This window comes from Mesorhizobium sp. M0894 (genome assembly GCF_040319725.1).
Classification (GTDB): domain Bacteria; phylum Pseudomonadota; class Alphaproteobacteria; order Rhizobiales; family Rhizobiaceae; genus Mesorhizobium.
Window position 1 is genome coordinate 133,574 of record NZ_JAMYOG010000007.1, and the last position, 18,692, is coordinate 152,265.

The 18,692-nt window shown below is 62.2% G+C and carries 25 protein-coding genes; 15 read left to right on the forward strand and 10 right to left on the reverse strand.

Annotated features, from left to right (window positions below; translation table 11 throughout):
• Positions 1-34: 34 nt before the first annotated feature.
• The 5 genes from NKH91_RS15940 (at position 35) to NKH91_RS15960 (ending at position 1,565) form a co-directional block, all read left to right on the forward strand.
• Entirely contained in the window at positions 35-253 is a 219-nt protein-coding gene (locus tag NKH91_RS15940; RefSeq protein ID WP_023716637.1) for a hypothetical protein, read from the forward strand.
• Between the two features lie 27 nt (positions 254-280).
• Positions 281-718: a GFA family protein gene (locus tag NKH91_RS15945; protein WP_502898996.1), complete on the forward strand. Its 438-nt coding sequence runs from the start codon at positions 281-283 to the stop codon at positions 716-718.
• A 148-nt stretch (positions 719-866) separates the two neighbouring features.
• Complete coding sequence (locus NKH91_RS15950; RefSeq protein WP_023716639.1) at positions 867-1,025, forward strand: hypothetical protein; 159 nt, start codon at positions 867-869, stop codon at positions 1,023-1,025.
• A gap of 138 nt (positions 1,026-1,163) precedes the next feature.
• Positions 1,164-1,343, forward strand: a complete 180-nt coding sequence (locus tag NKH91_RS15955) for a hypothetical protein (protein WP_031193315.1) — start codon at positions 1,164-1,166, stop codon at positions 1,341-1,343.
• A 3-nt stretch (positions 1,344-1,346) separates the two neighbouring features.
• A complete protein-coding gene (locus tag NKH91_RS15960) occupies positions 1,347-1,565 on the forward strand; it encodes a hypothetical protein (protein ID WP_352482793.1) in 219 nt (72 codons plus the stop codon).
• Between the two features lie 43 nt (positions 1,566-1,608).
• On the opposite strand, the gene NKH91_RS15965 is transcribed toward NKH91_RS15960, so the two are convergent.
• Both NKH91_RS15965 and NKH91_RS15970 read right to left on the reverse strand, forming a co-directional pair.
• On the reverse strand, positions 1,609-1,995 hold the full coding sequence (locus NKH91_RS15965) for a hypothetical protein (protein ID WP_352950980.1): 387 nt from the start codon (positions 1,993-1,995) through the stop codon (positions 1,609-1,611).
• Between the two features lie 261 nt (positions 1,996-2,256).
• Positions 2,257-2,511, reverse strand: a complete 255-nt coding sequence (locus tag NKH91_RS15970; RefSeq protein ID WP_352639243.1) for a hypothetical protein — start codon at positions 2,509-2,511, stop codon at positions 2,257-2,259.
• Between NKH91_RS15970 and NKH91_RS15975 the strand changes: the two genes are divergently transcribed.
• From NKH91_RS15975 to NKH91_RS16015, 9 genes are all read left to right on the forward strand, one after another.
• Positions 2,416-3,039, forward strand: coding sequence for a GntR family transcriptional regulator (locus tag NKH91_RS15975; RefSeq protein ID WP_352494028.1), 624 nt, complete (start codon positions 2,416-2,418; stop codon positions 3,037-3,039). The genes NKH91_RS15970 and NKH91_RS15975 overlap by 96 nt on opposite strands.
• The gene (locus NKH91_RS15980; protein WP_023716644.1) at positions 3,039-4,133 is read left to right on the forward strand and encodes an LLM class flavin-dependent oxidoreductase; all 1,095 of its coding nucleotides are present in this window, start codon (positions 3,039-3,041) and stop codon (positions 4,131-4,133) included. The genes NKH91_RS15975 and NKH91_RS15980 overlap by 1 nt, the downstream gene beginning before the upstream one ends.
• Positions 4,133-4,678: a flavin reductase family protein gene (locus NKH91_RS15985; protein ID WP_352493919.1), complete on the forward strand. Its 546-nt coding sequence runs from the start codon at positions 4,133-4,135 to the stop codon at positions 4,676-4,678. Before NKH91_RS15980 ends, NKH91_RS15985 begins: the two co-directional genes overlap by 1 nt.
• A 92-nt stretch (positions 4,679-4,770) precedes the next feature.
• Complete coding sequence (dctP, locus tag NKH91_RS15990) at positions 4,771-5,748, forward strand: TRAP transporter substrate-binding protein DctP (protein ID WP_352547442.1); 978 nt, start codon at positions 4,771-4,773, stop codon at positions 5,746-5,748.
• 69 nt (positions 5,749-5,817) lie between these two features.
• Complete coding sequence (locus NKH91_RS15995) at positions 5,818-6,330, forward strand: TRAP transporter small permease (RefSeq protein WP_352638962.1); 513 nt, start codon at positions 5,818-5,820, stop codon at positions 6,328-6,330.
• Between the two features lie 3 nt (positions 6,331-6,333).
• Positions 6,334-7,644, forward strand: a complete 1,311-nt coding sequence (locus NKH91_RS16000) for a TRAP transporter large permease (RefSeq protein WP_352482787.1) — start codon at positions 6,334-6,336, stop codon at positions 7,642-7,644.
• Positions 7,645-7,670: 26 nt separating this feature from the next.
• Positions 7,671-8,384, forward strand: a complete 714-nt coding sequence (locus NKH91_RS16005; RefSeq protein WP_352638964.1) for a hypothetical protein — start codon at positions 7,671-7,673, stop codon at positions 8,382-8,384.
• Positions 8,385-8,427: 43 nt separating this feature from the next.
• On the forward strand, positions 8,428-9,186 hold the full coding sequence (locus tag NKH91_RS16010; RefSeq protein WP_352884725.1) for an HpcH/HpaI aldolase family protein: 759 nt from the start codon (positions 8,428-8,430) through the stop codon (positions 9,184-9,186).
• Positions 9,187-9,198: 12 nt separating this feature from the next.
• Positions 9,199-10,155 carry a C-terminal binding protein gene (locus NKH91_RS16015; RefSeq protein WP_352638966.1) on the forward strand — a complete coding sequence of 319 codons (957 nt, stop codon included), beginning with the start codon at positions 9,199-9,201 and terminating at the stop codon, positions 10,153-10,155.
• A 238-nt stretch (positions 10,156-10,393) separates the two neighbouring features.
• On the opposite strand, the gene NKH91_RS16020 is transcribed toward NKH91_RS16015, so the two are convergent.
• The 8 genes from NKH91_RS16020 to NKH91_RS16055 all read right to left on the reverse strand — a co-directional run bounded on the left by NKH91_RS16020 (position 10,394) and on the right by NKH91_RS16055 (position 17,726).
• On the reverse strand, positions 10,394-10,873 hold the full coding sequence (locus NKH91_RS16020; protein WP_023716652.1) for a MaoC/PaaZ C-terminal domain-containing protein: 480 nt from the start codon (positions 10,871-10,873) through the stop codon (positions 10,394-10,396).
• Between the two features lies 1 nt (position 10,874).
• On the reverse strand, positions 10,875-11,951 hold the full coding sequence (locus NKH91_RS16025; protein WP_352884723.1) for a Gfo/Idh/MocA family protein: 1,077 nt from the start codon (positions 11,949-11,951) through the stop codon (positions 10,875-10,877).
• Positions 11,944-12,273, reverse strand: coding sequence for an L-rhamnose mutarotase (locus NKH91_RS16030; RefSeq protein WP_352493925.1), 330 nt, complete (start codon positions 12,271-12,273; stop codon positions 11,944-11,946). Before NKH91_RS16030 ends, NKH91_RS16025 begins: the two co-directional genes overlap by 8 nt.
• 9 nt (positions 12,274-12,282) lie before the next feature.
• A complete protein-coding gene (locus NKH91_RS16035; RefSeq protein ID WP_352493926.1) occupies positions 12,283-13,395 on the reverse strand; it encodes a mandelate racemase/muconate lactonizing enzyme family protein in 1,113 nt (370 codons plus the stop codon).
• Positions 13,396-13,399: 4 nt separating this feature from the next.
• Positions 13,400-14,497 (reverse strand): ABC transporter ATP-binding protein, encoded by a 1,098-nt coding sequence (locus tag NKH91_RS16040; RefSeq protein ID WP_352493927.1) that lies wholly within the window; start codon positions 14,495-14,497, stop codon positions 13,400-13,402.
• Between the two features lies 1 nt (position 14,498).
• Positions 14,499-15,365, reverse strand: coding sequence for a carbohydrate ABC transporter permease (locus NKH91_RS16045; protein ID WP_023716656.1), 867 nt, complete (start codon positions 15,363-15,365; stop codon positions 14,499-14,501).
• A 2-nt stretch (positions 15,366-15,367) separates the two neighbouring features.
• Positions 15,368-16,264, reverse strand: a complete 897-nt coding sequence (locus NKH91_RS16050; protein WP_352482776.1) for a carbohydrate ABC transporter permease — start codon at positions 16,262-16,264, stop codon at positions 15,368-15,370.
• A gap of 142 nt (positions 16,265-16,406) precedes the next feature.
• Positions 16,407-17,726, reverse strand: coding sequence for an ABC transporter substrate-binding protein (locus tag NKH91_RS16055; protein ID WP_352493928.1), 1,320 nt, complete (start codon positions 17,724-17,726; stop codon positions 16,407-16,409).
• Positions 17,727-17,884: 158 nt separating this feature from the next.
• On the opposite strand from NKH91_RS16055, the gene NKH91_RS16060 reads away from it, so the two are divergent.
• Positions 17,885-18,673, forward strand: coding sequence for an IclR family transcriptional regulator (locus NKH91_RS16060; protein WP_352493929.1), 789 nt, complete (start codon positions 17,885-17,887; stop codon positions 18,671-18,673).
• The last annotated feature ends 19 nt before the right edge of the window (positions 18,674-18,692 follow it).

An 18,692-nucleotide genomic window follows, 5' to 3' on the forward strand; every position in this document is an offset into this window, starting at 1 on the left:
GGTTTGTTCGGCTCGAAGAAAGGAGCCGTGCGAAATGGAGCGACGCAACGCGTTAATTGCGATGGTGATTTCGGCCATCATCATCGTCGGCTTTCTCATAGGCTTTTTGTACGGCGATATGGGCTGGCAAACCTCGCCGCTCAAAAGAGCCCCTGAGCAAAACCAGGGCGGCAATGCTCCGGCCGAGACCTCGCCTGCCGCCGGCATCAAGAAGAACCCGAAGGAAAATACCGAAATGCCAGGCCAGCAGTGAAGGCGAGTCCAGCCATGAAGTTAGCCAATGCCACGAACTGAAACGGGTTCCTGTTTTTGCGGCGCCATAATGGCGCAAATGCGCGGCGAGCCGTTCTGGGTTTGCTCCGATCACGATGACGACTGTCGCAAGGCGATAGGAAGCCCGCTAACGGTGTGGGTCGGCTATCGGCCCTCTGAATTCACCTTGCTCACCGGCGCACCGAAGACCTTTTCGAAAACCCCCGGCGTGCTCCGGTCCTTCTGCGCGGATTGCGGAACATCGATCGGCTATGTCGACCAGGGCCTGCCTGACGAACTCTATCTGGCGATCGGCTTTCTCGATCACCCCGAACGGTTTCCGCCACAGGCCCACGCATACTGGGACATGAGGTTGCCCTGGGTGGACTTTCCAGACGAGCTGCCGCGGGTGGGGACGTATTCGAGGCGGCGAGATCCGGTCTTCGGAAATCCGGCGGAACGCTAGCTTTCGATCCCCTCGCTGGTTGGAAAACGTGCCAGTCTGGCTTCGTACGAAAACGACAATTGGCGCGCGGCTGAAAACGCGCGATCATGTGCCAATGGGCCGCCGTTTGGATGACAAGCTCGATTGCAAGGCGTGCGGGACGATCCTGATGGAGATTCCCGACAATCCGAAGGATTCGACGCCGATCTATTGCAGCAATTGCGGCGCCTATCTCGGCGAATGGGGAGATCTGCAGGAGGATTTCTTCAGGCAGGCGTTCGGTGCCCAGGCCTTCGATCTGAACAACGGAAACATCATCAAGAAATAATCCTGGATTGTGCGGACCTGCCGCCGGCCCCAAGCCACGGCCTGTGGACCCGGCTCGTTGCGGCAATCACCGTTCGTATCGGACCCTCGGGAACCTTTCTCCCGAGCCGCTTGTTTGGGTGGCGGAAGGAGAAACGCCATGAGCACAAAACCTCCCCCTGTGCCGCCGAAGAATCTGAGCCCAAAGGGGGCCGGTGACAAAAAATCGGTAGCAGCCGACCAGGCACCGCAATCCACCGTCCCCGATCCCGACAAGCAGGGTCAGCAAGGCAATACGAAGGTCAACACCACTCATCAAGGCAACGTCCAGGATCGCTAGGCCATGTCCACGTCGAAGAAAACTCCTGCCAGCATCCGCCAGGGCGGTCCCGGCGCCGCGCACGAAAACGCCAAGAAGCCGCTGAGCGTCGAAAAGCCGCCGGCCGATTCAGACCTGCGCAGCCACAGCAAGGTCTCCGGCGGCGGCGGCGAACGCGACAGCCACCATACCCATGACCCCGAAAAGAAAGGCGACACTCGGCCGGCGCATCAGGACAAGTGAAGTCGGGCGGCGACGCGACGACCGATGGGGCTCGAGCGAAATGTCAGCGGGGACGGCGCGCCAAGGCAATCGGCACGACGTTGTCGACATTGACCACCGGCAAATCGAACAGCATCGGAAGCCCCCGCGTCGCGGCCATTTCCACGATCAGCTCCTCGATGGAGTGATCGGTCAGAAGGGTTTCGACGCCCAGCCGGATCATCGCCGCCAGCTTGTGCACCGGCACCGGCACGGACTTCGCCCGGTCGTCGAGCAACTTGCTGATTTCGATCACGACGTCGGCGTCGATATTCCTGGGCAAGTCTCGCATAAGCGCCTCCCCGCCAAACGAAACGAAAAGCCCGCCGCACCTTTCGATACGGCGGGCGATCCAGTAATGCGCACCGGCGAGGGGATCGGGGGTGGGCGTGCCGGCGCGCGCAGATCGCAAGTAATTTTAGTTAAATCCGCCAACTTCGATGTGTCACGGAAAAACGTCTGTACGTTTTTTACCGAACCGCGCGGATCGTTAGCTGTCCCCGCCGTCGCGCGGCGCGGCAGCACAGACGGCGCGATCCTCTGCCCTCCGGACAGCGAGCTCAAACAGTATACATTATAGACTTGAAATATCTTGCCAGGTGATCCAGCCTGTGCTCCACTTGAGCCGGGAACATGGCTGACAGGTCGATTTCTGCCGATATATGGCTGCATTTCAACGGCACGACTGCGAGATCACAGCCTCAAACGATATACGAAATCTTCGCATGGGAAGGCGTGGATGACGGAAACGATAGAGCTCAAACGGGTTGGCGATGGCAATCTGCGTGCCCAGGTCTATCAACAAGTCCGGCTGACGATACAGCATGGCGAATTGGCGCCTGGCCAGAAGCTGGTCGATGTCGATATTGCCGCCCGGCTCGGCATTTCCAGAATGCCTGTCCGCGACGCCTTGATGCAGTTGGTGCATGAGGGCTATCTCGTCGGCACCACACGCGGCTTCACGCTGCCCACGCTTACCGCAACGGATGTCGCCGACATCTTCGAGGTCCGCCGGTTGCTCGAGCCGCGGGCCGCCGCGCACGCCGCACGGACACTTGACGCCGCTGGCCTCAAGACCCTGGCAGCCGCGCTCCGGGAGGCAGAGGCTGCGGCCGCAGATGGCGATGCCGACCGCTTTTTCCAGGCCAATTCGGCATTCAGGAATTGTTGGCTTGGCGCGGTCGCGAACGAGCGTCTTTCACAAACGATTGCCCGCTTCGCCGACCATGTACTCGTCGTCCGTTTAAGGACGCTGTCGCACCAGCCGACGCAGGCCGTTATCGTGGCCGGCATGCGCGCCATCTACGAGGCATTCGTCAAGCGCGACGCCGTCGCCGCTTACGACTGCATGACGCACTTCATTCAGAACGCCGAGGAGCGTTTCATGAAGCTGAGCCCACCGTTTCAAAACTCCGACGGCGAGGGCAAGAGCATGTCACGGCGGGGGAAATCATGATCAGGAAGCAGCACCCGCTGAAAGGGCCGAACAGGTTCAAGCTCGGCGTCTTTTCCATGAACGCCGATGGCGGCCTGGCAATGACCACCGTCCCCGAGCGCTGGCGTGCCCGCTGGGAAGACAACCTCAACTCCGCCTGCATCGCCGATCGCGCCGGCCTCGAGTTTCTGCTGCCGATCGCCCGGTGGCGCGGCTTCGGCGGTTTGACGCATGTGCGGGAATGGTCGTTCGAGACGTTCACCTGGGCGGCGGGTCTTGCTGTCGCCACCGAAAACATCGGCCTGTTCATGACGGTGCATGTGCCGCTGGTTCATCCGCTGCAGGCTGCAAAAGCGCTGGCGACGGTCGACCACATCTCCAACGGGCGTGCCGGCTTGAACATCGTCTGCGGCTGGAACCCGGACGAGTTCGCCATGTTCGGGCAGACGGTCGGCGAGCGGACCTATGATCAGGCCGAGGAATGGATCAACATCATCGTGCGTGCCTATCAATCGAGGGAGCCGTTCGACTTCAGCGGCGAGTTCTATGATCTGAAGGGTGTCGTCAGCCGGCCGCCAAGCCTGCAGGCGCCACGACCGGTGACCATGAACGCCGCCTTCGGCGCGCCGGGGCGCAACTATGCGGCGCGCCACTGCGACTACCTGTTTTCGACTTTTTCCGAAATTGCCGACGGCCGTGCGCATGTGGTCGACATCACCAACCGAGCGGCCGAAGTCGGACGCGAAGTCGGCGTCTATACGGTTTGTCACGTCGTCTGCCGGGAAACCCAGCAGGAAGCCGAGGATTATTACCGGCATTACGCGCTGGAATGCGCGGACGAGGGCGCCGTCGACGAGCATATGCGCAAGAAGAAGGAATTCGCGAACTCGCATGATGCGAAGGCCTTCACCGAATATCGGCAAAGGTTCGCCGGCGGTGCTGGAACTTTCCCGCTCATCGGCACGCCGGAAAAGATCGTCGACGACCTCACTGCGATCATGGACCAGGGTTATTCCGGCGCCGCCCTCACATTCGTCAACTATACCTACGAATTGCCCTTCTTCTGCGACCGCGTGCTGCCGCTGATGCGCCAGGCCGGGCTTCGAGTAAATTGATGCCGGCGGCCGCCATTCCGACGCCGTGGGTGGATGGACACGACGCCATCAATCCGCGCGCCTTCAAGCAGGCAATGCGGGCCGTGGCGGGCTCGGTCGCCATCCTCGCGTCGGAACATGACGAGATCGGCTTTTGCGGCATCACGGCGACAGCACTCTGCTCGTTCAGTGCCGAGCCGCCTTCGCTGCTGGCCTGCGTCAACCGCAGCAGCACCTTTGCCTCGGCCATTCGCGAAGGCTTGCCCTTTTCGGTCAATCTGCCAGCCGGCGACCAGGAGAACGTTGTGCGTGCCTTTGGCGGCATGACCAAAGCCAAGGGGGCCGCGCGGTTCTCGTCCGGATCATGGGTGCGTGGCGAAACCGGCGCGCCCTTGCTTGTCGGCGCGCGGGCAATGTTCGAATGCCGGGTCGCCGAAATCATTGTGCGGGCGTCGCACATGATCGTCATCGGCATCGTCTCAGGCGTCGCGCTGGACCGCGCTGACCGATCGCCGGTCTTCTACGCACATGGACGGTTCCTGACAGTAGGAGATGATGCCAGTTAACCGCCGTTCGCGTGGCGGCGCAGCGATTGTAATTTTCAGATCGGCCCGATCACGGGCCGGATCATGGGCGAACTATCAAAGGGAGTACGGCAATGCGCATTTGGAAATCCCTTGTTCTGGCTGCACTCCTGTCGGGTGTGGTGGGTATCGCCGCGGCCGAGGAGGTCGTCCTCAACGCCGTGCATTTCACGCCGACGCAGAACGGCTATGCCCAGAGCTTCCTGAAGTTCGTTCAGAAGGTGAACGAAAAGGGCAAGGGCGTGGTCCAGATCAACGTGCGTGGCGGGCCGGAGGTCATTCCGCCGATCCAGCAGGGCGCGGCGCTCAGGAGCGGCCTGATCGACGTGATCGACACGCCGGCAGGGCAGTTCCTCGAGCTCGTGCCCGAAGGCGAGGTGTTCTCCGCATCGACAAAGACGCCGTGGGAGGTTCGCGAGAATGGCGGCTGGGACTTCATCAGCGGAATTTTCGAGAAGAAGGCCAATGCCCATCTGCTGGCGCATGTCGACGCGGGCTCGGGCTTCAACGTCTTCACCATCGACGAACCCAAGCTCAACAGCGAAGGCAGCATCGACTGGAGCAGCCTGAAGATCCGCTCGTCGCCGCTCTATCGCGATTTCCTTGAATCCCTGGGCGCAACGGTGATCGTGCAAGCGCCAGGGGACGTCTACACCTCGCTCGAGCGCGGCGTCGTCAATGCCAACGCCTATACCGTGTTTGGCTATGCGTCGTTCGGCTGGGACAAGTTCACCAAATACCGTGTCGACCCGCAATTCTTCAAAACCGACGTGCTGATCTCGATCAACAAGGCCAAATGGGACACGCTGTCGCCCGAGGCGCAGAAGCTGCTTGCCGACACGGCCGTCGAATACGAGCGCGCGAGCTATGACGCCAATCTTGCCGAGTCGGAAAAGCAGGCACAGGCGATGATCGACGGCGGGCAGAAGGTGATCAGCTTGACCGGTGCCGGCCGCGACAAATTCCTGGCGGCTGCCACGCAGGCGAGCTGGGCGAGAATGGCCAAACGCGATCCCACCAACATCGATCAGTTGAAGAAATTCTTCCAATAGCCCGAGCCGAGGGTGCCTTGTGTGCCCTCCATCAAAGCTGGGCAAAGGTGGACATGAGGGTCGTCGGGCATGGACAGATTGTTTGCAGCGATTGGGAAGCTGAGCCTTGCGTTGGCGGCGGCGGCAAAAGTGGTGCTTGGCCTCATCATTGTCGCGGTGGTTGCTGATGTGTGCGTCCGCAATCTGGGCCTGAGGCCGCTTGCCTGGGCGGTATCGGCGACGGAATACGGCCTGCTTTACGCGGCATTCCTGCCGATGCCCTGGCTGGTCCACAGCAAGGGCCATGTCTTCGTCGAGTTCCTGCGCAAGGCGCTGCCGATGCGGGCTCGGGCGGTGCTTGAAAAACTGGTCTATCTCGCCTGCATCGGCGTCAGCCTCTATCTTGGCAGCGTCGCTCTGTCGTCCCTGACAAGCGCCGTGGCGGGCGGCGAATATGAAACGCGCAGTTTCGACATGCCGAAATGGCTGGTCTTTCTGCCCATCATGCTCGCCTTCTACCTCTCTGCGCTGGAATGGCTCAGATATCTCCTCGGCCGTGACACGCTGTACACGCTCGATCCGCTGGAAATGGAAGGGCTCTGACCGGTGGCCTGGCTGTTTCCATTCGCCGTGCTTGTTGGCACCATCCTCGTGTTGATGGGGCTTGGGCTGCCGGTCGCCTTCGCTTTCTTCGTCACCAATGTGATCGGGCTGTACCTGTTCTTCGGCGGTTCGATCGGCGTGACGCAGATGGTCGCCAACTTCTCCGACGCCGTCTCGACCTATGCGCTCGCTCCGCTGCCGATGTTTCTTGTCATGGGCAGCCTGTTCTTCCGCTCCGGCCTCGGCGAGAAGGTCATCTACGCGCTCGACCTGTGCATCGGCAATCTGCGCGGACGCCTCGCTTATGTCGTTCTCGCCGCCGGCACCATCTTTTCCGCGCTGTCGGGCTCGAGCCTCGCCAATACCGGCATGATGGGTTCGCTGATGGTGCCGGAGATGCTGAAGCGGGGCTACAAGCCGCATATGGCCTACGGCCCGGTGCTTGGCGCCGGAAGCCTTGCCGTCATCATCCCGCCATCCTCGCTGGCTGTCTTGCTCGGCTCGCTGGCCCAGATCGACGTCGGCGCGCTGCTCATAGCGGGGGCTTTGCCCGGACTGCTCCTCGTTGTCATGTACGCGGCGCTGATCTTCGCACAGACGAAGATCGATCCGGACGCCGCTCCGCACTATCCGGTGCCCGCCGTTCCTGCGGCCGAGAAGGTGAGGGCGGTTGCCGTCAACATCATTCCGATGAGCGTCATCGTGTTCATGGTGGTCGGCACGATCATCCTTGGAATAGCGACGCCGACGGAATCGGCGGGACTCGGCTGTGCCGCCGTGTTCGCCTTGTTGTTTGTCTACCGGCGGTTCAGCTGGTCGGTTGTCTGGAAGTCGCTGGACGATGCGATGAAGGTCACCGGCATGACCTTCCTGATCATCTCGGCTTCGACGACGTTTTCGCAGATATTCGCCTTCTCCGGCGCCTCCAACGGCTTTATCCAGTTCATCGTCGGCTATGATCTTGGACCGTATCCCATGCTGCTCATGATGGTGCTCGTCATCCTGCTGCTCGGCATGTTCATGGATCAGGTCTCGATGATGCTGATCACGCTGCCGATCTTCCTGCCGATCGCCCACCAATTCGGCTACGAGCCGGTATGGTTCGGGCTGATCCTGCTGCTCGCCTACGAGGTCGGCTTCACCACGCCGCCGTTTGGTCTGCTGCTGTTCATCATGATCGGTGTTGCGCCGAAAGGCACATCGCTCAAGACGGTTGCCATGTCAGCGGCACCCTACATCGCGCTGACGCTTTTGCTGATCCTGCTGATTGTCCTCTTTCCGCAGATCGCTCTCTTTCTTCCGAATTTGATCTAGTCGAACTCGATCCAGCAGGTGTCCAAATGCGCTTTGCCTATCTTGCTTTCTTCCATGATGACCGCGAGGCAAATTTGGCCATCGCCGGTGAAGACGTTGATGCCGTGCGGCGGGTGATTGCATCGACGCCGGGCCTTGCGCTTGCAAACATCTATCTGCCCGAAGTGGCGACGGACATGTTCAACAAGGATGGCCCACCGCCGGTCTTTGGCTTCCAGCTCTATTTCGACGAATTGGCGGACATGGAGGCGGCGCTGGCGCCGTCCGGCCATCTGCAGGCGCTTGCCGCACCGGGTATGCTGTCGAGCGTCGCCGGTTCGAGGCCGACGCAACAGGCTATGTGCGTGCGTCCGTTTCCCGTCGACGACGCTGGCGTCCAGACGTCGGGACTCCCCTGCAGCTATCTTGTCCACTACCCCGGGCCGGCCGAAGACATGAATGTCTGGCTCTACCACTATGTGACGCATCATCCGCAATTGATGCGGGGCTTCCCCGGCATTCGCCACATCGAGGTTCTGTCGCGACTGGATTGGTGCGGTTCGCTGCCCTGGCCGCGCATCGACCATATGCAGCGCAACCGGGTCATGTTCGACAGCCCCGCGGCATTGACGCACGCCCTGCAGTCGCCGGTGCGGCTGGAGATGCGCGCCGACTACAAGACTTTCCCGCCGTTTTCAGGCGGCAGCCGGCATTTCCCGATGTCGACGGAAGCCGTGCATCCTTTGCCGCGGGCCACATAGCGCAAACAGGTTTTGCCGACGCCGAAAAATCTCTGGAGATTTCATGTACGACTTTCGCAAGAAATGTGTCTCTCTCGATCGCCTCATCGGCACGTTCTGCGCCATCCCGCACCCGGTGGCGGTCGAAGTGGCGGCCGCCAGCGGGGTCGATTTCCTGTGCATCGACTGGGAGCATTCGCAGATCGGCCGCGAACGGCTCGAGGATCTGGTTCGCGCCGCCGATGTCCACAAGGTTCCCGCGATGGTGCGCGTTCCCGGCCACACGCCGGAATGGATGGCGGCCGCGCTCGACGCCGGCGCGTCGGGCGTCCTGGTACCCCGCGTCTCGACGGCCGAGCAAGCCCGCATGGTGGTCATGGCCTGCCGTTACCCGCCGGTCGGCGCACGCGGTGTCGGCCCGGGCCGCGCCGCCGGCTATGGCTACAGGATTCCGGACTACCTCAAATCGGCCAACGAGGTCCTGACGGTCGCCATCCAGGTCGAGACGGCAGAGGGCCTGGCCAACATCGACGACATCGTCCAGGTCGACGGCGTCGACGTGATCTTCATTGGCCCCGGCGACCTGTCGGTCTCGATCGACGCCATGGGGCCGGCCGGCCAGGACAAGCTCAATGCCGCGATCACCAGGATTGCGGCCGTAGCGCGCGCGGCCGGCAAGGCCGTCGGCATCTTTCGCCCTTCGGCGGATGATGTCGGCAAATGGTCGCGGCACGGCATCAGCTTCTACATGCTGGCCAGCGACACGATGTTTCTCGGCGCCGGCCTTGCCGCCGGCGTCGCCTCGGCGCGCAGCGCCTCATAGCAAGAGTTTGCCATGAAGATCATCAAGACCGACGGTGTGCTGTCAGTCGAGGAGGAGCAGCTGCGCTACCTCGACGGCTTGAGCGCCGAGTTTGTCGAAAAGACGCTGCTCACAGAAGATGCCCTGATCGAACACTGCCGCGACGCCGACGCATTGATGGTATTGCGGGAGCCGATCACGGCTCGCGTTTTGGCGGAACTGAAGAACCTCAAGGTCATCGGGCGGTTCGGCGTAGGGCTCGACTCGATCGACGTCGAGGCCGCTAGCCGTGCCGGTGTTCAGGTAACCTACGTGCCGGACGCCAATCTGGTGGAAGTCAGCACCCACGCCATGGCCCTGATCCTGGCCTTGGCGCGCAGGCTGAAGCAGTTCGACAGCGCGGTGCGCGCCGGCCGCTGGGCGGCGATGACCGACGGTGCCGGCATCACGCGGCCGGACAGGCAGATTCTCGGGCTGATCGGCTTCGGCCAGATCGGGCGCCTGACTGCCGAGCGGGCGCGGGTCTTCGGCTATCATATCATCGCCTACGACCCGCATATGCCGGCAGAGCGCATCATGGCCGGCGGTGCCGAACCGGTCGGCTTCGACGAGCTGCTAGCCAGGGCCGACATCGTCTCGCTGCACGTTCCAGCGACACCGGAGACCAGAAACATCATGTCGGCGGATGCCCTGTCGCGGATGAAGGAAGGAGCGATATTCATTAACGTGTCCCGCGGCGGCCTCGTCGACGAGGTCGCGTTGGCGGATCTGATCCGGCGCGGCCATCTGGCAGGCGCGGGCATCGACACGTTCGAGCAGGAGCCGCCTTCGCCCGACAATCCGCTGCTGGCGCTGGACACCGTCTTGGTCAGTCCACACGCGGCGCACTACTCGACGCAGTCTTACGCGGAGGTTCGCAACAAGGTGTTTGCCGACGTCGCAGCGGTCCTGCGCGGCGGCAAGGCGGTATATCCGGTCAACCGGGTGTGACCAATTCCCGATGCCGGCACCATCCGCTGCCTGCCGACAGTTCCACCTTAACGTTCCGGGGCAGGCAGCCTTGAGCGCGATCTCGGCAAGCGGATAAAGACGGGAACGGGTGAAGTGAATTCGCATTTTTTTGTGGACAGCGCCACATTTTGTTCTTGCTTTGTGCCGGCAGCTATGCTACTAATTCGCGTATGGTGCTGATTCGCACCGAGGACCCGCCGCAAGGCGGTTTTTTGTTTCAGGTTTCGGGGCCGTCCGTCGAGGCCCTGCTCGGCTTGTCGCGACGCTCGACGATGTAGATGTGGTCGGCGACCAGCACCACGTTGCCATGCTGGTTGATCACCTCGCAGCGCTCGACGACCCGGCCTGAATCGGGCCGCTTCGGGTCGTCTTCCTTGGCCGAGATGGTGGCGCGGGTCTTGATCGTATCGCCGATGAACACCGGCTTGATGAAGCGCAGCCGGTCGTAGCCATAGGAGAAGGCGACCGGGTTGACGACGCTCGCCGTCAGCCCGACGCCGACCGAAAAGACCAGCGTGCCGTGGGCGATGCGCTGGCCGAACGGCGTCGTCTTCATGAACTCGGCGTCCATGTGGTGGGGAAAGAAATCGCCGGTATGGCCGGCATGGACGACGAAGTCGGTCTCGGTGATGGTGCGCCCGCTGGTCATGCGCGACGAGCCGATCTGGTAGTCCTCGAAATAGACAGTCTGCTCCATGTCAGGGCCTCGCCGCTATCGGTGTTGCCGGCGCCGCGCTCGATTGGTAGGCGGCTTCGACCAGCGCCATAGTGTTCCAACCGTCCTCGACGGAACTGACAAACTCGGCGTCCTCGCCCGATGCGTAGCGCTGGACATTGGCCATGCGGCCGACAAAGGCGTCCGGAAACCATGCGCCGACGAGTGGAACCGCAATCCAGTCCGTGCCGCCCTTGGGGTAGATTTCGAGGATGTCCGGCTCGCCGCGCGGATAGTCGAGGTTGACGCCCAGTTTGAGGTAGGCGGCGCCTTCGGTGCCGCAGATGCGGAATTCGCAGGCCTGGTGTTTTCGACCGAATTTGTGATCGTGGTTGATCGACAGTGCACAGCGCACGGTGTCGCCATAGTCGAGGATCGCGCTGGTGCGCGTTTGCGCAACCTTATGGCCGGGATGGCCGAGTGTCTTGGCGTGAACCCCCCTTGGGTCGCCGAGCAATTGCCGGATCAGGTCGAGATAATGGATCGAATGCATGGCGATCTCGACGCGCGGCGCCTGCAACAGGAATTCCCAGAGCTGCCAGGGTGTCGCCAGCGCCAGCCATGCGTCGAAATCGACCACGTCGCCCAACCAGCCCTTGGCGATAGCATCCCTGAGCGCCAACATCATCGGCGCGAAGCGCAGCTGGAAATTCACCGCGGCCTTGAGGTCTTTGGAGCGGCAGATTTCGAGGATGTCGGTCGCCTCGCTGAGATTGCTGCCCATAGGCTTCTGGATCAGCGCCACCGCACCATCGGGCAACACCCTGAGCACGCCGGCATGATAGGCCGGCGGCGTCGCCAGATCGAAGACGGCGTCCTTGATTGACCCAGCTTCCTCGACCGACCGGTAAGCGGTGACGCCCCATTTCTGCGCCAGTTTTTCGGCCTTGGCCAGGTCGGGGTCGAAAAGCCCGGCAACCGGGAAACCGGCCTTCCCATAGGCCGGGAAATGCGCATCGCCGACGATCGAGCCGGCGCCGAAAATCACGATCGGCCTGGGCTTTGACGGCTGTGCCCAGGCCTGGGAGAGCGAGGCAGGATCGAAAATGTCATCAGTCATAATGGAAGACTTCGTCCATCGACGCCCACCACTCGCCCTCCTTGCGGGTCGGCAGCGGCTCCTGGCATGGCATGCACAGCGCCCACCATTCCTGCGTCGTGGGATCGGCGGCCATCTTGGCCATGTCGGCGGCATAGTCGGTGCCGTGGTACTCGAAGGTGCTGAACAAAAGGTGCTCCGGCTCCCTCAGATAAATCGAATAATTCTTGATGTTGCAGGCGGAAATCCTCTTGAGGACGTCCGGCCAGACGGCGGCGTGAAGCCGCACATACTCGGCGACCTTCTCCGGCTTGAGGCCGAGCACCATTCCCATTCGCTGCATGTCCGCCTCCTATTTCACTATCGTCGTGGTGAATTCCGCGATGCTCTTCGCCTTGATCGCATCCCAGTCCCAGTCGATGCCGATGCCGGGCTCGTCCGGCGCCAATGCATGCCCGTCCTCGATACGCATTTTCTTGCCGGTCAGCTCGTCGAGCTGGGGAATATACTCGACATATCTGCCGTTCTGAACGGCGCATGTCAGGCTGACATGCAGTTCCATCAGGAAATGCGGGCAGACGGGGATGTCGAACGCCTCGGCCGCGTGCGCCACCTTCAGCCACGGCGTGATGCCGCCGATGCGGCCGACATCGACCTGCACGATCGAGCAAGCGCCCTTCTGCATATATTCGCGGAAATGCCGGATCGAATAGAGCGACTCGCCGACCGCGATCGGCGTCGACGTCGCACTCGACAGCCGCACATGGCCGTCAATGTCGTCGGCCGGCAGCGGCTCCTCGATCCAGGCGAGGTCGAGGTCGCGAAAGCGTTCGGCCCGGCGGATTGCCTCGTCGACCGAAAAGCCCTGGTTGCAGTCGGTCATGATCTCGTAGGAGTCTCCGACCGCCCGGCGCACCGCCGTCAGCCGAGCAAGATCCTCGGAACCGTGCGGCTTGCCGATCTTGACTTTCGAGCCGCGAAAACCCTTGGCCTTGGCGGCCAGCGCATCCGCGACCAGCGCCTCGGTCTCGATATGCAGCCAGCCGCCTTCGGTCGTGTAAAGCGGGCAGCGGTCCTTGGCGCCGCCGGCCAGCTTCCACAGCGGCAGCCTCTGTTTCTTCGCCCGCAGATCCCAAAGGGCAGTGTCGATGGCCGCCAGCGCGATTGCCGTGATCGCGCCGATCGTCGTGGCATGGGTGGCGAACTCCAACTCGCGCCAGACCGCCTCGATCATGTCGGCGTCGCGGCCGATCAGCCGCGGCGCAAGGTGGTCGGCCAGCAGTCGCATCACCGACGAGCCGCCGGTGCCGATCGTGTAGCTGTAGCCGGAGCCGACCGCGCCGTCGGCATCGGTGATGGTGACGATCGGTGTTTCCTGGCTGACAAAACTCTGGATGGCATCGGTGCGCTTGACCTTAGGCACCAAGTCGACCATGCGCAGTTCGACTTTCTCGATCTTTGCCATGATTTTAACCTCGCAATGTCTTGCCCGTTTCAGCAGAAAACAGATGGGCCTGCGACAGGTCCAGGCTCATCTTGACCCGGTCGCCGGCTTTGAGCGGCTTTGGATTGAGCATCCGTGATACCCAGTCGCTGCCGTTGAATTCGGCGAACACCAGCGTCTCATTGCCGAGCGGCTCGGTGACGGTCACCGGCAACTCCACCTGATGGACGTCGACTTCTTCGCCGGAGCTGATGCCGTGTCCGGTCGGATAGATGTCGTCGGGCCTGAGGCCGAACACGACCTTGTCGCCGGCCTCGACGTTTGCCTTGAACTGGCTGGGCAGAGGCAATCTCTCGCCGCTGGCGAACAGCAGCTGTCCGTCGTCGACGACCGCCTCATGCAGGTTCATCGGCGGCGAGCCGATGAAGCCGGCCACGAAGCGTGTCTGCGGCCGGCGGAAGACCTCGTCGGGTGTGCCGACCTGCTCGATGAAGCCGTCGCGCATGATGACGATGCGGTCGGCCAATGTCATCGCTTCGACCTGGTCATGGGTGACGTAGATCACCGTCGACTTGACCTTGGCGTGCAGCTTCTTGATCTCGGTGCGCATCTGCGTCCGAAGCTTGGCGTCGAGATTGGAAAGTGGCTCGTCGAACAGGAAGACATCGGGATCGCGCACGATGGCGCGGCCCATGGCGACACGCTGGCGCTGACCGCCGGACAGCTGCGACGGCCGGCGGTCGAGCAATTGGTCGAGGCCGAGAATGCCGGACGCTTCGGCGACGCGACGGTCCATTTCTTCTTTCGCGGCGCCCGCGATCTTGAGCGAGAAGCCGAGGTTTTCGCGCACCGTCATATGCGGATAGAGCGCGTAGGACTGGAACACCATCGAGATGTTGCGCGAGCGCGGCGGCAGGTCGTTGACCATGCGGCCGCCGATCTCGATGACGCCGTCGCTGATCGCCTCGAGGCCGGCGATCATGCGCAGGGTTGTCGACTTGCCGCAACCGGACGGCCCGACCAGCGCGATGAACTCGCGGTCGGCGACCTCGAGATCGATGCCGTGCACCACCGCCACCGGGCCGTAGCTTTTGGTGAGATTCTTGAGCGATACGGTTGCCATGTCAGCCTTTCACCGCGCCGGAAGTGAGGCCGCCGACGAGGTGTTTCTGGACGATGAAGGTAAGCGTGAGCGCCGGTATGACCATGACCACGGCGAGCGCGCACATGCCGCGCCAGTCGATGGTGAATTCGGCCGTATAGTCGAGCAGGCCAACCGGCAGGGTCTTGGAGTTAATCGAGCGTGTCAGCTGCGAGGCCAGCGCGAACTCGTTCCACGAGGTGAGGAAGGCAAAGATTCCGGCCGAGGCGATGCCGGGCCCGGCGAGCGGAAACTCGACCTGCCAGAAGGCCTGCCAGCGCGTGCAGCCGTCGATCTGCGCCGCCTCGGCAAGGTCTTTCGGTACCTGGCGGAAAAAGCCGTCGATCAGCCAGATGGTGAAGGGCACATTGAGCGCGACATAGACCAGGATCAGCCCGAAATGCGTGTCGATGATGCCGAGCCGCGCAAAGACGAAGAACAGCGGCAGGGACAGTGCGATGCCGGGCACCGTGCGCGTCAGCATCAGGCCGAGAAACATCGCCGACTTGGCGTGGAAGCGATAGCGCGCAAAGGCATAGCCGCCCGCCATGCCGATGGCGATGGCGATCAGCGTCGAGGTCACCGAGATGATCAGCGAATTGCGGAAATAGTCGAGCACCGGAATGCCGCCCTTGCCGACGCCGCTGAACATGGCGACGTAGGCATCGAGCGAGAGTTGCTGCGGAATCCACACCGGCGGCTTGGCCATGATCTCGACAGTCGGCCGCAGCGACGACAGCACGATCCAGATGCCGGGCAGGCAGATGACCAGCATGGCCAGGAACAGCCCGATGCCATGGACGATCCGAAGCGCTTTGTTGCCGGCGCGATGCAGGCTGTTCTGGTCCATCCTCACCACTCCGCCGCGATCTGCGTGCGCGCCGCGGCGAGCTTGCGGTAGAAATAGACGGTGAACAGGATCGACAGCAGGATCGAGAAATAGGCCATGGCATTGGCCATGCCCATTCTGGCATCGCCATAGGCGGTGCGGGCGACCAGCGTCCAGACCAGCTCGGTGCGGCCGGCAGGGCCGCCGTCGGTCATGATCTTGACGATGTCGTAGGCGCGCGCGACGTCGAGCGAGCGGATGGTCATGGCGATGAAGGCAAACGGCATGATGAACGGCCAGGTGACATAGCGGAATGTCTGCCATGGCGTGCAGCCGTCGACGCGGGCCGCCTCGACCGGTTCGCGCGGCATCGCCAGCAGCCCGGCCAGGATGAGGATCGCGAACACCGAAGTCGACGACCAGATCTCGGCGGTCAGGATGGCGATGAAGGCGAGATTGCCGTCGATCAGCCACGGGATGGCGCGATCGGTCAGGCCGAGCGCCTGCAGGGCGTTGTTCACCAGGCCGATATTGTCGTTGAACATGAATTTGAACTGGAAGCCGACGAGGATCGGCGAAAACATCATCGGAAACATCATGATGGTGCGCAGGACCCGCTGGCCGCGCGAGGCTTTTTCCACCAGCAGGGCCAGCCCGAGCCCGATCAGCATTTCCAGGTTGAGCGCCACCGTCAGCAGCACCACAGTACGGGCAAAGGCGATCCAGAAATCGCGGCTGGTCAGGATGGTGACGTAGTTGCGGGCGCCGATGAAGACCCAGAACGTCTCAGGCCTGGTCAGCCGGAACGGCGTGAAGCTGGAGTAGAGCGACAGCAGCAACGGCACCACCACCACGGCCGCCAGCACGATCACCGCCGGCAGCAGGAGCAGCAATGGTGGCGAGGGTCTCCAGCCTTTCATGGCGATCCGGTTCTGGTTGGTGCCCGGACACCGAAGCCCGCCATCGGCGAGCTGGGATCAAGACAAAGCGGGTTGCGCATGGTTCGAAAAAAGTTCGGGGGCGCCGCTCTTCAATGAGCGCGGCGCCCCCTTGGGAGAATGGTCAAAGCTTGCCGGCGTCCTCGAGGATCTGGGTGGCCTTGGCGGCAGCGTCGTCCAGCGCCTGCTTGGAGGTCTTGTCGCCAAGGATGGCGGCCTGCAATTCGGGATAGACGGCGTTGGAGATTTCGATCCATTCAGGTGTCTGCGGCACGGCGAAAGCGTGCTTTGCCTCTTCCTGGAAAGCCGCCAGCACTTCCTTCTTGTAAGGATCGTTTGCCGCCTGCTGGATGTCCCAGTCCCACACCGCCGTGCGGGTCGGCAGAGGTCCGCTTGCCGCCTCGAGCTTCTGGCTGTCCTCATTGGTCAGGAACCAGACCAGCGAAGCGGCCGCTTCCTTGCTGGCGCAGTTTTCGGTGACCGAAAACCCGTGGTGCCCCGACCAGCCGGTGCGAATGCCGGCCGATCCCTTCGGCGCCACTTTCACGCCGACATTGCCGGCGACCTTCGACGACTTTGGATCGTTGAAGAAGCCTGCCCAGCCAGGCCAATCGAGGTTGATGGCGACGGTGCCCGAGGCAAAACCCTGGCCGAGATCGTCCCACAGATAGTTGGTGGTGCCGGCCGGCACCGCCTTGGCCTTGTAGAGATTGACGAACCAGTCGAGCGCGTGCACGCCGGCCTCCGAGTTGAAAGCGGGCCTGCCGTCCTTGTCGAGGTACTCGCCACCGTCGGCGATGAGCATCTCGTAAAAACGGCCGTTGATCGCCTCTTCCTTGCCGGCGAACTGGGTGCCATAGAAATCGGGCGGGCTGGCGAAGAATTCCGCCTGCTGGGCGACCTCGTCCCAGGTGTCGGGTGGTGTCAGCTCCTTGCCGTACTTGGCCTTGTAGGCGGCCTTCTTGGCTTCGTCCTGGTAGAGGCTCTTCTGGTAATAGAGCGCCGAGACGTCGAATTGCGCGCGCGGCAGCATGACCAGCTTGCCCTCGAGCGTCGAGGCCTTGATCGTCGACGGCACGAAGGCGTCGATCTCCTCCTTCGGCAGCAGCTTGTTGAGATCGGTGTAGATATCAGGATATTGCGGCGCGAAGGACGAGTGGTTCGAGCCGACGCACCAGTTGATGCTGCCGGAGGCGATGTCCGACTTGATCTCCTTGTCGAGCTCGAAGTGGTTCTTCTTCGAGATCACGTTGACCTTGGCGCCGGTCAGTTTTTCCCATTCGCCGATCCGCGCGTAGAGCCCTTCATATTGCTGGCCGCCGATCAGCTTGGCGTCGATGGTGACGCCGTCAAATTTGCCGGGCAGTTCGGCAGCAAGGGCAGCACTAGCACCAAATGCGAGTAGCGTTACGCCGGCCGACAGGCCGCAAAACAGTTTCGTCATTGGTATCCTCCCAAAGAGCCTGCATCGATCGCGTAGCGAGGTCGATCGGCAGCTTCATTCATATACAAACAAAACATTTATAGGATCGTCAAGCCGAAAGTTCTTTCGGAAGCAAGGCTGTTGCGTATATGAAAAGTGAAATTCACTGGAGAGGCGCAATGGCAGAGGACGAGGAAGACGACCGGTATCGAGCCCCGGCGCTGGACAAGGGGCTCGACATCCTCGAGCTGCTGGCCGGCGTCGACGGCGGCTTGACGCAGGCGGAAATCGCCAAGAAACTCGACCGCAGCCCGAATGAGTTCTATCGCATGCTGGATCGGCTGGTGCGGCGCGGCTACGTCACGCGGCCGGATGGCGACCGTTATTCGCTGACGCTCAAGCTGTTTGGCCTGGCGCAGCTGCACGCGCCGGTGCGCCGGCTGGTTTCCTATGCGACGCCGCTGATGCGCGATCTGGCCGAAACCTCACAGCAGGCAAACCAGCTCGTCGTTTTCGATCGCGGCTCCGCCGTGGTGATCGCACAGCAGGAAGCGCCGGATTACTGGGGCATCTCCATCCGCGTCGGCTCGCATATCAGCCTGTTCGACACCGGCTCCGGCCATGTGTTGCTGGCGTTCCGCCCGCCGGAAGAGCGGCAGATGATGATTTCCGAACATCTGCGCAGCACCGACAAGCCGCCGCAATCGCCGGAGTTTTTCGCCCGCCTCGACCAGATTCGTGAACGCGGCTACGAGATGATGGCGTCGATGCAGACGGCCGGCGTGTTCAACCTGTCGACGCCCGTTCTCGGCTCGGACGGCAAGGCAATCGCCGCACTGTCGATCCCGTACATAACCCTGGTCAACGCACCCAAGGCGCCCGACATCACCAGGACGATAGAGCTGTTGCTGGCAGCGACCGAAAAGCTGTCGCAACTGGCGGGATCGACTGTCAAGCAATCGAGATGAATTCTTATTTGAATGAAGA

Bases quoted from the DNA above. Each gene is read 5' to 3' on its own strand.
- dctP (WP_352547442.1), top strand. From the start codon at position 4,771: ATGCGCATTTGGAAATCCCTTGTTCTGGCTGCACTCCTGTCGGGTGTG.
- NKH91_RS15940 (WP_023716637.1), top strand. From the start codon at position 35: ATGGAGCGACGCAACGCGTTAATTGCGATGGTGATTTCGGCCATCATC.
- NKH91_RS16030 (WP_352493925.1), bottom strand. From the start codon at position 12,273: ATGCAGCGAATGGGAATGGTGCTCGGCCTCAAGCCGGAGAAGGTCGCC.
- NKH91_RS15955 (WP_031193315.1), top strand. From the start codon at position 1,164: ATGAGCACAAAACCTCCCCCTGTGCCGCCGAAGAATCTGAGCCCAAAG.
- NKH91_RS16050 (WP_352482776.1), bottom strand. From the start codon at position 16,264: ATGAAAGGCTGGAGACCCTCGCCACCATTGCTGCTCCTGCTGCCGGCG.
- NKH91_RS16040 (WP_352493927.1), bottom strand. From the start codon at position 14,497: ATGGCAACCGTATCGCTCAAGAATCTCACCAAAAGCTACGGCCCGGTG.
- NKH91_RS16015 (WP_352638966.1), top strand. From the start codon at position 9,199: ATGAAGATCATCAAGACCGACGGTGTGCTGTCAGTCGAGGAGGAGCAG.
- NKH91_RS15960 (WP_352482793.1), top strand. From the start codon at position 1,347: ATGTCCACGTCGAAGAAAACTCCTGCCAGCATCCGCCAGGGCGGTCCC.
- NKH91_RS15995 (WP_352638962.1), top strand. From the start codon at position 5,818: ATGGACAGATTGTTTGCAGCGATTGGGAAGCTGAGCCTTGCGTTGGCG.
- NKH91_RS16025 (WP_352884723.1), bottom strand. From the start codon at position 11,951: ATGACTGATGACATTTTCGATCCTGCCTCGCTCTCCCAGGCCTGGGCA.
- NKH91_RS15970 (WP_352639243.1), bottom strand. From the start codon at position 2,511: ATGCACCAACTGCATCAAGGCGTCGCGGACAGGCATTCTGGAAATGCC.
- NKH91_RS16035 (WP_352493926.1), bottom strand. From the start codon at position 13,395: ATGGCAAAGATCGAGAAAGTCGAACTGCGCATGGTCGACTTGGTGCCT.
- NKH91_RS15985 (WP_352493919.1), top strand. From the start codon at position 4,133: ATGCCGGCGGCCGCCATTCCGACGCCGTGGGTGGATGGACACGACGCC.
- NKH91_RS15945 (WP_502898996.1), top strand. From the start codon at position 281: ATGCCACGAACTGAAACGGGTTCCTGTTTTTGCGGCGCCATAATGGCG.
- NKH91_RS16005 (WP_352638964.1), top strand. From the start codon at position 7,671: ATGCGCTTTGCCTATCTTGCTTTCTTCCATGATGACCGCGAGGCAAAT.
- NKH91_RS16055 (WP_352493928.1), bottom strand. From the start codon at position 17,726: ATGACGAAACTGTTTTGCGGCCTGTCGGCCGGCGTAACGCTACTCGCA.
- NKH91_RS16060 (WP_352493929.1), top strand. From the start codon at position 17,885: ATGGCAGAGGACGAGGAAGACGACCGGTATCGAGCCCCGGCGCTGGAC.
- NKH91_RS16045 (WP_023716656.1), bottom strand. From the start codon at position 15,365: ATGGACCAGAACAGCCTGCATCGCGCCGGCAACAAAGCGCTTCGGATC.
- NKH91_RS16020 (WP_023716652.1), bottom strand. From the start codon at position 10,873: ATGGAGCAGACTGTCTATTTCGAGGACTACCAGATCGGCTCGTCGCGC.
- NKH91_RS15950 (WP_023716639.1), top strand. From the start codon at position 867: ATGGAGATTCCCGACAATCCGAAGGATTCGACGCCGATCTATTGCAGC.
- NKH91_RS16010 (WP_352884725.1), top strand. From the start codon at position 8,428: ATGTACGACTTTCGCAAGAAATGTGTCTCTCTCGATCGCCTCATCGGC.